Source organism: bacterium SCSIO 12643 (assembly GCA_024398135.1).
GTDB lineage: Bacteria > Bacteroidota > Bacteroidia > Flavobacteriales_G > Salibacteraceae > CAJXZP01.
In genome coordinates, this window is record CP073750.1 from 264,561 (window position 1) to 277,380 (window position 12,820).

The 12,820-nt window shown below is 37.6% G+C and carries 8 protein-coding genes; 2 read left to right on the forward strand and 6 right to left on the reverse strand.

Features of this window, described 5'->3' with window-relative positions; translation table 11 throughout:
* Positions 1-122 precede the first annotated feature (122 nt).
* Entirely contained in the window at positions 123-4,634 is a 4,512-nt protein-coding gene (locus KFE94_01140; GenBank protein UTW66746.1) for a translocation/assembly module TamB domain-containing protein, read from the forward strand.
* On the opposite strand, the gene KFE94_01145 is transcribed toward KFE94_01140, so the two are convergent.
* From KFE94_01145 to fbp, 6 genes are all read right to left on the reverse strand, one after another.
* A complete protein-coding gene (locus KFE94_01145) occupies positions 4,631-5,134 on the reverse strand; it encodes a GNAT family N-acetyltransferase (GenBank protein UTW68187.1) in 504 nt (167 codons plus the stop codon). The genes KFE94_01140 and KFE94_01145 overlap by 4 nt on opposite strands.
* Positions 5,130-5,543 (reverse strand): YeeE/YedE family protein, encoded by a 414-nt coding sequence (locus KFE94_01150; GenBank protein UTW66747.1) that lies wholly within the window; start codon positions 5,541-5,543, stop codon positions 5,130-5,132. The genes KFE94_01145 and KFE94_01150 overlap by 5 nt, the downstream gene beginning before the upstream one ends.
* Positions 5,544-5,546: 3 nt before the next feature.
* Positions 5,547-6,110 (reverse strand): YeeE/YedE family protein, encoded by a 564-nt coding sequence (locus KFE94_01155; GenBank protein UTW66748.1) that lies wholly within the window; start codon positions 6,108-6,110, stop codon positions 5,547-5,549.
* On the reverse strand, positions 6,097-6,951 hold the full coding sequence (locus tag KFE94_01160) for a universal stress protein (protein UTW66749.1): 855 nt from the start codon (positions 6,949-6,951) through the stop codon (positions 6,097-6,099). Before KFE94_01160 ends, KFE94_01155 begins: the two co-directional genes overlap by 14 nt.
* A gap of 132 nt (positions 6,952-7,083) precedes the next feature.
* Complete coding sequence (gene mfd, locus KFE94_01165) at positions 7,084-10,425, reverse strand: transcription-repair coupling factor (GenBank protein ID UTW66750.1); 3,342 nt, start codon at positions 10,423-10,425, stop codon at positions 7,084-7,086.
* 77 nt (positions 10,426-10,502) lie between these two features.
* Complete coding sequence (gene fbp, locus KFE94_01170; GenBank protein ID UTW66751.1) at positions 10,503-11,519, reverse strand: class 1 fructose-bisphosphatase; 1,017 nt, start codon at positions 11,517-11,519, stop codon at positions 10,503-10,505.
* A 173-nt stretch (positions 11,520-11,692) separates the two neighbouring features.
* Here fbp and ribB point away from each other — a divergent pair, with 173 nt between their 5' ends.
* Positions 11,693-12,817 (forward strand): 3,4-dihydroxy-2-butanone-4-phosphate synthase, encoded by a 1,125-nt coding sequence (gene ribB / locus KFE94_01175; protein UTW66752.1) that lies wholly within the window; start codon positions 11,693-11,695, stop codon positions 12,815-12,817.
* Positions 12,818-12,820: the final 3 nt, after the last annotated feature.

Sequence of the window (12,820 nt, forward strand, 5' to 3'; positions counted from 1 at the left end):
GATTTTAGCCAGTAGTTTTTGGCACTATTTTTAAAGAAAACAAAACTATCAAAAAAGTCCTCAAAATACTTAAGTACATTGCAATTGTACTCGTCCTGTTCATTCTTTTGATACAGTTCTTTTTGTGGACCTCCTTTGGGCAGACTCTAATTGCAAAACAAGCAGCATCCTATCTTGAAAAAAAACTCAATACTGTAGTTCAGGTGGATAAGGTGGACATCAGCTTTTTTAAATTTATTCGATTAGAGAAACTCTATATTGAAGATTTACAACATGATACTTTGTTTTATATCGATAATCTGGATGCTGAAATAGAGTCTTTTGATTTCAAAGAGGACACTACGCTACTCCAATTTGGGCTGGTTCAAATTGATCAACCGGTATATAATCTTCAACAAACTATTGATAGTCAGCATACCAATTTGGCTTTTTTAATCGATGCTTTTTCATCTAATGACACGACCTCAAGTGGCATGAATATTCTGATAAATGCTTCGAACATTATCGTCACCAACGGACACTTTATCTGGGATAATGATAACTATGAGGTAATTCCATTTGGTGTGGATTGGAACCATATTGAATTGAATCAGATTAATTTGGATGTGACCAACTTTAAAATGGTCAATGATTCATTTAACGGACACTTTGATACCTTTTCCTGGTCAGAAAGGTCTGGATTCGTATTAGATCATTTTTATGGAGATGCGATTTTCAGTCCAACCACTACTCAGGTGGAAAACTTAAAGATTAAAACCCCGTACTCTGATTTAGCATTAGATCTCGAGTATACTTACGATTCCATAGCTTCATATGCCGAATTTATTGATCAGGTATATATGCAATACAAACTGGACACCTCTATCATCAACTTTAAAGACATCGCTTATTTTGCTCCTCCTTTGGAAGGCTTAGATTATGAAGTAACCGTATTTGGAAAAGAGCGTGGCCCGGTAAGTGATATGAAATTTCAGGATATTTTTCTGCAATATGGTGAAGCGACTACACTCTATGGGAGAATTTTCATTGTAGGATTACCGGATTTTGAGTCTACATCATTCACCTGCAAATTCAAACATCTTAGTAGTAATTACAATGATTTAACCTCGATAAAGGCCTATCCATTTAATGAAGGTAAACAATTGGAAATCCCACACTTTCTGAATAATGCAGGCACCATTGATTTTAAAGGGAATTTCACTGGATTCTATAATGATTTTGTAACCTATGGGACTTTTAAATCCGATAAAGAGATCATCAATACCGACTTACAACTGGCGCAAGAAGAATCCGGGACAGTAAGGTATAGTGGAGCCATTAAAACCACGAATTTTGATTTAGCGCGAATCATGAATAAACAAGATTTATTAGGCAAGGTCAGTATGGATATTCAGGTTAAAGGAGAAAACCTGGCCTTTGAAAAAATGGATCTGGAAGTGGAAGGAAAAGCATCTCGATTTGATTTTATGGGGTACACCTATAAGGATATCACATTTGATGGTACCATTATCGACCAAACCATTAAAGGGCTTTTGGACATTGTAGATACCAATGTGAATCTCTCATTTGATGGCAGCATTGCTTTGGGGGGTGAAGTTCCCCGATATGAATTCTCCTCAAAAATTGAACATCTTCGCCCAGGACAACTTCATTTAATGGATAAAGACAGTTCTTCAACGGTGAGTACCGAAGTGGTCTTTAACTTCCAGGGAGATTCCTTTGACAATGTATTGGGTCGAGCGGGATTACGAAATTTCCATTATGTTGAAAATGGAAAACCGGTAACGTTGGAAAAAGTAGATTTTCTGGCATTTACTACCGGTAAGGACAAAACACTAGCGCTTAGTTCCGATAACATGACCATGCAAATCACAGGACAATTTTACTTTAAGGAACTACTCAAATCTCTTAATTATGTGATCTATAAATGGCTCCCTTCTGTTTATAGTGAACCACAAATCAAACCTGAAACTGTAGAGAATTTCCATTTGGTTTTAAAAGCCAAAAAATTCAGTGGGTTCTCTGCTATATTCATTCCACAGGTTACATTCAAAAGTGATCTGAATATCGATTTCTCATTCAATTCTGAAGCAGAAGAGATTGAACTTTTAGCCAACTCTTCTCGAATGAATCTCATAGGTCAGGATGTTGCAGACCTGGATTTAAATGCAAAACTTACCACAGATACTTTTAACTTAAAAGCACGAATTGGTTCTGTATTGTTTACAGATAGTAACTACATCGAGAACTTTAATGTGAAGGCCGAAGCCATAGAAAACTTAATTCAATCCAACTTACATTGGGATAATTATCTGGATTCAAATAGAAATGCAGGTGATATCAATTTTGACCTACAATTTATTGATCCTGAAAACTTCCAAATAGGGTTTACAGATTCCTGGGTAACCATCAAGGATACACTTTGGGCGCTGCATGATTCCAGTGAAATCATCAAACGCCAAAAAGAATATGTATTTAATGATGTGATGTTGGCGCAAAGCTATCAAAGCTTTAGGCTTAATGGTTTTATTAGTGAAGACCCAGAAAAAGAATTAGAAATTGAAGTAGACAGTTTTAACCTGAAATTCCTCAACCCGTTATTCAATAAATACAACATTCATACTGAGGGTATTGTGGACGGCTCTACCATACTTAAAGATGTATATAATGATATTCGTCTCTACTCCAATTCTAATTTTAAAGACCTGACATTCAATCACCAAAAATTAGGTTCAGGTCATCTTAAATCAGAATGGGATGCTGAAAATGAAAAGTTCGATCTGGACTTAAACTTCGAAAATGATACTTTAAAAACCATTTCTTTGGACGGATCTTACTACCCTAAAAGAAAGGAAAACAAATTGGATGTTAAACTCTCATTAGATCATTTTCCAGCAAATGTTGTAGAACCGTTTTTTACCGAATTTATTGATCAGGTCTCCGGAACCGTTAATGGGACAGCCAGTTTAACAGGCACTTTTAATGAGCCTGTACTCCAGGGTAACTTCACGCTCAATGAAGTAAAAACCAGAGTGATTTATTTGAACGAAGTTCTTTACGTAAATGATCAGGATGTTTTTATTCGCCCTAACCTCATCGGTGCAGATGCGATATATATTACCGATGCCGCAGGAAAAAAAGCGCAGGTCAACTTCTCTCTATTTCACAATAATTTTGACGATATAAATTTTGATTTGGCCGTTACATCTGTCAGTCTTTTTAGAGCATTTAATACGACCAAAGTTGACAATGATTATTTCTACGGAACGATCTATCTAAATCCCGGCTCCACAATTGGCATTGATTCCGATTACGATGGAAACCTCAATTTATCGGCCAATGTTAAATCCGGTCCGGGCACACAGGTCTACATTCCGTTCTTTGAGGATGATGAAGTAGCGCAAAAGGATTATATCTATTTTAAAGATATCAATATTAAAACTGAAGTTATCCCTGAGGAAGATTTGCATAAAGAAGAAACCTTTGGATTAAATCTGGATATGTCCATGGAGCTAAACAAAAATGCGATGGTACAATTAATCTTTGATGAGTTTACTTCAGACAAGATTCAAGCGCGTGGGGATGGAACAATTAATCTAAAAATCAACGAGGATAACGATTTTAGCATTTATGGAAATTATGAAATTTCAGAAGGATTCTATCTCTTTACCTTCTCAAAGGTAATCAGCAAGCGATTTGTTATTAACTCAGGAAGTCGCCTTACATGGAATGGTGACCCCTATAAAGGACAAGCAGATATTACAGCATCATATAACGTAAGAACCGCATTATTTGAACTTGGAATTACAGCGGCTTACGATACAGCAGAGTTGAAAAAGCGTGTTCCTGTGGACGTCATGCTAAAAATGACGGGGAATTATATGAATCCGGATTTATCCTTTTCATTTAAACTTCCGCCAAAGTATGATGAAATTCAAACGCTTCTCAATAGCCTGGATGAAGGAGAGCGCAACAAGCAGGTTTTTGGATTACTGATTCTGAATAAGTTTATGCCCATCACCGGAAATGATGTGGCTGCAAGTTCTAATATGTTAGCGACCAATTCTACTGAAGTATTATCTAATCAGCTAAGTAACTGGCTTTCTAAAATTAGTAATGATTTTGATGTAGGGGTTCGATATAGTCCGGGAGATAATATTACCGCAGATGAAGTTGAAGTGGCACTTTCTACGCAGCTATTTAATGATCGGGTTTTGGTGGAAACCAACTTTGGAATCTCCGGAAATGTAAGCAGTAGTACTACCACCAAGACAAATAACTTCGTTGGTGAATTTACGGTTTCTTATAAAGTCAATCGCAAGGGGAATATTGTTGGAAAGGTATTCAATCGATCAAACGAACTCAATCCGGTATATCAAAATATTTCGCCATATACCCAGGGAATTGGTATTGCTTATACAGAACCTTTTAAAAGCTGGGACAATCTAGGTTGTATCTTATCTAATCACTTGAAAAAAGCTGAAAACAAAAGAGATTGCGAAGCAGAATACTACAAACAACAAGAAGAGGAGCGTGAAGAGAATCTGGCTATTATCAATAAAAAAGTAGCTAGAAGTCGTAAAAAACAGGAAAAACGCAAGCTGAAAAAAGCCAAGAAAGGGCAGACAAATTAAGACTTATCCAGACCAAATAAAAGTCCGGGTTTTCCTTCAAAATCAAACTTTCTTTCCAATTGGAATCCAAGCTTTTTTAGTACATGAACTGAAGCTTCGTTTCCTTCCTGTACCCTACCTATCAAACGGTCCAATTCTAAATCTGAGAAAGCATATGTAATGGCTCCTTGTGCAGATTCTGAAGCATATCCCCTCTTCCAATATTTTCTAAAAAAACGGAATCCTAAATCTACCTGATCCATATCAGAATGATATTTTAATCCACACCACCCTAAAAATACGCCATCCGATTTACGAATTACGGCCCAACGACCATATCCTTGCTTTTGGTATTCGGTATAGTTATTCAGGAAATCTTTGGCATCTGTAACTTGACTAAACGGTGTATCCCCGGTATATTTTAATACTTCAGGATCTTCATTCAAATCAAAAAATGCTTGCGCATCAGCTGAGGTTAAGTTTCTACAATACAATCTTTCCGTTTCGAAAACCATATTAATGAGGTAATTTATCACTGAAATAGCCATATAACCATGTACCTGCAACTGCTGACAAAATAATCACTATAACCATTAAAGCTCCATTACCAATCAATACGTAAAGTGGTCCCGGGCATGCACCTGTTAAAGCCCATCCCATTCCGAAAATAGATCCTCCCATTAAATATCTGCGCCATCCTTTATCTTTTGGACTAAACACAATTGGATTACCGCCAATGTCTTTAATACCCATTTTTTTTATGATCGTAGTACTAATGATGGACAATATTACAGCAGAACCTATAATACCGTACATATGAAAACTTTCAAAACGGAACATCTCATAAATTCTAAACCATGAAATGATCTCAGCTTTGGTAAACATGATCCCAAAAACGATTCCTAATCCTATATATTTTAAATACTGCATAAACTATAGACTTAAAATTACAGGTAATAAAAAATGAGTCATTACCAACCCTCCGATAAAAAAACCAATTACAGCAATCAAAGATGGTAACTGTAAATTAGCTAATCCGCTAATGGCATGACCGGAAGTACAACCTCCCGCCCAGCGCGTTCCAAAACCAATCATTAATCCGCCCAAAATCATGATAATAAAACCTTTTAGCGAAAATAAAAGGTCCCAGTTGAACAACTCTTTTGGATAAATTCCTTCCTCATAACTGGTCAAATTCATCTCCTGTAATGATGCTACAGTAGAATCAGCCAAAATCATCCCTTCACCATTTGACATATACTGCGAAGCAATAAACCCTCCTATGATAGTTCCTAAAATAAATGTCAAATTCCACACTTGTGATTTCCAGTCAAAATCAAAAAATGGAATCTTCTTCCCTGCCCCAGCAATAGCGCACACTGTTCTTAGAGATGATGATATCCCAAAGCTCTTCCCAAACATGGCCAACATGGTATAAACTAACGCAATAATGGGCCCGGCAACATACCATGGCCATGGATCTTTAATGAATTCCATACGTATACTTTTTTCTTGATTTGGATCTGAATGTCAATACCGGAAACTCCATTTGATTTACAATCTCCTTGGATGGACATCCTCTCATTACACTGATTAAACCTTTTCTCTGTTTTGAGCCGATAGTCATCAAATCTATTTTGTAAATCTTACAAAAATCAATCAAAGCTCTATCGATCTTCTTATCATTAATATGATGAAACTCTACATTTTTCAAATCATGCGCTTTGGCAAAAGCTTCCATTCCAAACATCGCCTCATCATGACTCATAAACTTACGAGGTGTGTTTACCCTGATCAAATGCAATTTGGAATTAAAAGCTTCCTGAATCTTTTTCACCATTCCAATTCTCACATCATATCGTCTGAAATTATTGGCGAACGCAATGTTATTAAAAGAATCAAAATAATCTTTAACCGTAAGTACCGGAACTTTAGAATTCAGTACGATGCGCTCTACAATTGGTCCATGCACCATTTTCTTTAAACCAGATGTAATGTCACTATGCATGATTACCATATCAATACGCTCCTCCTCAATCACTTTCAGAATCGACTCGATCATTAAACCTGATCTTACCAAAGGCTCTACCGAACATTCATGTTGTTTCGCCCAGTCCTGTACCTTTATGGCGCCCTCTGCAACTTCTTTGCGATAGACGGAAGCATCAAACTCCTCATGATCTGTAAGTTCACCATTTTCATCAAACACCGCATCTACGGGCGCATTTACCACTTTAAGAGCTACGATTTCCACATCAAATTTCTGAGCCAACAACTTTGCAGGTTTTAATGCAATGGCTGCTAAATCTGAACAATCTGTTGGAACTAGAACTCTCATTTTTATCCGTTAAAATACGACTTCGATACGTTTTGAAAACGGGCGCAAATTATAACAAATAGTCCTATAATCAGACTATGCACATTTTAATTTATACACGAACCACGTGGATATTTACAACTCTATGAGAATCTATTTGCCAGAATTAAAATCTAAAATCCCCTGAAGTAAATCATTCGCAAAATGGAGTTCTGTAACTTGTTCAAATACCAAACTCAACTTTCCGGACTTTTCTTTTAATTGAGCTTTTTGCGGATAGCGCTGAACGAAATCCAAAACTCTATGGAAATAAGGGCTTTCATAGTAACTGGACTGTTGGTTACTGACAAAATACCCAATCAATTTGTTGCTCTTCAACACCAATTTCTCAAAGCCGATATCTTTAGCTTTCCACTTTAACTTCACGGATTCGATCAATAATCGGGTTTCATCAGGTAATGGTCCGAATCTATCAATTAATTGTTTCGCAAAAACTTCTAAATCCTGTTCCGTCTTAGAATCAGCAAGTACTTTGTACAACTTTAAGCGTTCAGCAACGTTTTGAACGTATCGATCCGGAATCAGTATTTCCAAATCACTTTCTAAAGCAGTATCTCTGACATATTCTTTTTCTTCAGAAGCGTACATTTCCTTGAATTCGTTTTCTTTTAACTCCTCAATAGCTTCATCCAAGATTTTCTGATACATTTCAAAACCGATTTCACTTATAAAACCGGTCTGCTCTCCACCTAAAAGATCTCCTGCACCACGAATATCCAAATCACGCATCGCAATATTGATTCCGCTTCCCAAATCTGAAAACTGACTAATCGCCTCTAGCCTTTTACGACCTTCAGTGGTCAATGCCGACATCGGTGGCGCAATAAGATAACAAAATGCTTTACGATTGGAGCGTCCAACCCTTCCACGCATTTGATGCAGGTCACTTAATCCAAAATGATGTGCATTATTAATCAAAATGGTATTGGCATTTGGGATATCTAACCCAGACTCAATAATAGTAGTCGCCACCAGCACATCATATTCTCCATTCACAAAAGCCATCATACGCTTTTCCAGTTCCTTTCCATCCAACTGTCCATGTCCGGTAACCACACGTGTTCCGGGTACCACTCTTCTCACCAGATTTGCGATTTCCTCTAGATTGGCCACACGATTATTAACGATAAAAACCTGTCCATCCCTGGCAATTTCATAGCTAATCGCATCCTTAAATATTTGTTCGTTGAAGGTGTGCACTTCCGTTTCTACTGGTTGCCTATTCGGTGGTGGTGTACTGATCACAGATAAGTCCCTGGCCCCCATCATAGAGAATTGTAATGTCCTCGGAATGGGTGTAGCCGTTAGTGTTAAGGTATCTACATTGGCCTTCAATGTCTTCAATTTATCTTTTACTGCAACACCAAACTTTTGTTCCTCATCAATAATCAATAAACCCAGGTCTTTAAACTCAACATCTTTACCTACAATTCGATGGGTACCAATCAAAATATCGACCTTACCGTCTTTTAGCTTTCTTAAAACCTCTTTGGTTTGTCCGGCTGTTCTGAATCTATTCACATATTCAACCGTTACCGGAAAGTCTTTCAATCTATTGGAAAAACTTTTATGATGTTGCATGGCCAAGATCGTTGTCGGCACTAAAACAGCGACTTGCTTTCCATTTACCGCAGCTTTAAATGCTGCACGAATGGCTACCTCAGTTTTTCCAAAACCAACATCTCCACACACCAATCGATCCATTGGGGTTTCTGATTCCATATCTGTTTTTACATCCAATGTAGATTTCTCCTGATCCGGTGTATCTTCATAAATAAAAGACGCTTCCAACTCATGTTGCAAATACGAATCCGGAGCATACTGAAAACCTTTTACCGATTTTCTTTGTGCATACAATTTGATCAAATCATATGCGATCTTCTTAATCCTGCTTTTGGTCTTACTCTTGGTATTCTTCCATGCTGGTGAACCAATTTTATGAACTTTTGGTTCAGTTCCATCTTTACCTGTGTAACGCGCAATTCTGTGTAGCGAGTGAATACTAACATACAACACATCATTATCACGATAAATCAACTTAATGGCTTCTTGTTTTTTGCCATTGTTGTCCACCTTTACCAGTCCGGCAAACTTTCCAATTCCATGATCCACATGAGTCACATAATCTCCGGTTTCCAGTTTTGCCAAATCCTGGAGTGTAATATCCTGCTGGCTCTTCTTAAATCCTTCTTTAAGATGGAATCTGTGAAAGCGTTCAAAAATCTGGTGATCCGTATAACAGGCTATCTTAAGACTTTGATCCACAAACCCCTGATGCAAATCCAACAGAATCGGGGAGAATGTATGCTGACGCTCCAGATCTTCAAAAATGTTATGTAATCGATCGATTTGTTTTGCTGAAGAAGAAGCGATCACGTTCTGAATACCTGCTTTAGTATTCTCTTCAAACTGCTCGCTTAATAACTCAAAGTTCTTATTGAATACAGGTTGAGGCGCCTGTTTTACCTGTACTGCTGTAGCTTGGGTATAAAAGTTATTCAATCCATACTCTACGACCTTCTTTTGCGCACATATTTCGGCAACTTTTTTACCCCAAATGTAAAGTTCCTCAGGCGGCAACATCACCGTTTCCTTGTTCTCCGTTTTAGGATATAATTCTACCGCCAGATTAAACTCTTTCTCTACTTTATCAATCGCAAATTGTACATCCTTAAACCAAATGGTTGTTGATGGTGTAAAAAACTCCAATACATTAATTCGGTTTTCTACCAACATCTGGTCACGTACATCAGGAACAATACTTATTTTCTGGTAATTATGATCGGATAACTGTGTAGCAGGATCAAATGTTCGAATAGAATCTACTTCATCTCCAAAAAACTCCACACGATATGGCAAATCGTGGTTATAAGAGAAGATATCGACAATCCCCCCACGAATCGCATACTCACCTGGTTTTGAAACAAAGTCTTCTCTTTCAAATCGGTATTCATCTAACAATTCATTGATAAAATCTAACGAAATCTCATCACCAATTTGGATATCCAGCGTTTTACTTTTTAACTCTTTTCGCGTAACTACACGCTCAGACAACGCTTCCGGATAAGTGATCACCACAACTTCTTTACGGTGACTTACCGCATCCAAAGTTTCCGTGCGCTGTAATACATCCACATCGTTCACTTTATCTTCTCGATAAGGTGTTCTGGACGATGCAGGTAAAAAATGTAGTTTATTTTCTGGCAATAACGCTAAAAAATCATTATGCAGATATGCGGCTTCCTCCCTATCGTTAGCCACAATCAAATGGCTTCCACGTAAATGGGAAATCACTCCGTTTATAAGCAATGAAGCTCCTGAACCTACCAATCCATTGATCTTGAATTGACCTGAATCTGCGTCTCTCAGATACATCATCAATTCCATCGCTATCGGATGATCGGCAAATGCTTCTTTTATTGATTCTTTAGTCATAGTTATTGATCTCAAAAAAATAAGGGTCTCTAAAATCTACATCTAGAAACCCTTGAATTATCATGTTGAAGTGGATTTTACTCAACCTCCAAAACGTCTTCTTTTAAAAACTCCATCACCTCATCTACCATATCCGCTGATCCGGTAAAATACGGTACACGTTGGTGCAAACCATTTGGCTCCATGTCCATAATTCGATTCATACCATCAGTCGCTTTTCCTCCTGCTTGCTCCGCAATCATTGCAAACGGATTACACTCATACAACAATCTCAACTTTCCATTAGGAGCAGTATCTGTTGCAGGGTACATAAAGATTCCTCCTTTTAGCATATTTCTATGGAAATCTGCCACTAAAGATCCAATGTAACGCGCACTATAAGGTCGGTTGGTTTCTTTGTTTAACTCCTTGCAGTAGGCGATATATTTTTTCATTCCATCAGAAAAGTGCGGGTAGTTCCCTTCATTAATCGAATAGATTTTTCCTTTTTTAGGAATCTGCATGTTCGGATGCGATAAATAGAACGTTCCTAACGATGGATCCATGGTAAAACCATTTACCCCTTTACCCGTAGTATATACCAACATGGTTGAACTTCCGTAAATCACATATCCGGCAGCCACTTGTTGATCTCCTTTTTGTAAGAAATCACGCATTTCCAATGGCGAACCTACCGGAGAAACTCTTCTGTAAATGGAGAAGATTGTTCCAATACTCACATTCACATCAATATTTGAAGATCCATCTAACGGATCAATCATTACTACATAATTTCCATCCTGTGCAATATGACTATCAAACTGAACAAAATCTTCTTGCTCTTCAGATGCCATTCCACATACTTGTCCCTGAGACTCTAATGCATGCATAAAAATCTCATCGGCATACACATCCAACTTTTGTTGTTGTTCTCCCTGCACATTCTCAGCTCCGTAAGCACCCGTAATATCAGCAATTCCGGCTTTATTCACTTCCCTGTTCACCACTTTCGCTGCCAATACAATGGCGCTCAATAAGCCTGTTAATTCTCCCGTTGCATAAGGGAAATCACTTTGTTTTTTAATGATATAATCTTCGAGTGTTACCAATTTCATAACGCTATGTTTGATTTTCTGATTTTAAAGCTGACAAATATAACAATGTGATGTCGGTTTACTGGATTTTACGGTTCACTTTTTACCCCTAAATATTGCTCAAATCCATTCTTTAAAAAATTTAAATTCATTGCATTGAATAAACTACTTTTGCACCACCAAAATTTGAGCTTATGAGTACGCCATTAAATACCATTGAAGAAGCAATTGAGGATATCAAAAAAGGGAAAGTTGTTATCGTTGTAGATGACGAAAACCGTGAAAATGAAGGAGACTTTGTTGCTGCTGCAGAATTGGTAACACCTGAGATGATCAATTATATGGCGACATATGGTCGTGGTTTAATTTGTACTCCGGTGACAGAGGATCGAGCGAAAAGAGCTGGATTAGAGTTAATGGTTGGAAATACTTCCGATCCGCAAGAAACTGCATTTACCGTATCTATTGACCTATTGGGCGATGGAAATACAACAGGTATTTCTGCAGCAGATCGTGCAAATACTATTAAAGCTTTACTGGATGATCATCCTGAGAAAAAGCGTTTCGGAAAACCTGGTCATGTTTTTCCTTTAATTGCGAAGAATGGTGGAGTATTGAGAAGAACCGGTCATACAGAAGCAGCTATTGATTTAGCTAGATTAGCCGGACTTGAACCTGCCGGGGTTATCGTGGAAATCATGAACGAAGATGGTACCATGGCACGTTTACCTCAATTGAAAGTTTTAGCTGAAAAATTAGACTTAAAACTGGTGAGCATTGAAGATTTAATTGCCTACAGAATGGAAAACGAATCTTTGATTGAGCGCATGTTTGAAGTGACTGAAACGGTAGGTAAACATGAATATAAGTTGATTACCTACGAACAAACCACAACCGGAGAAAAGCATATTGCATTGACTTTGGGTGAATTTGATCCAAATGTTCCGACATTAGTACGTGTACACTCTAGTTATGTACAGGGAAATGTATTTGATAGTTTAAATTGTAAAACAGGGCCTCAAATTCATGCGGCAATGAGACAAATCGAGAAAGAAGGTCGTGGCGCTATCTTGTATATGCAACACGGACACTCTTCTACTCCAAGCAATGGTATTACGGCAAGTGGAATTGATTCGGTAATTGCCAAAATGAATTCACCGGTTAAAATCGATTCTCGTGATTACGGAATTGGTGCTCAGATTTTACGAGATTTAGGAATTAGCAAAATGAAAGTAATGAGTAGTCGCTCCACCAAGCGTACCGGAATTGTAGGTTATGGTTTGGAAGTAGCTGAATACGTACCATTAGAACTCGCATAGATT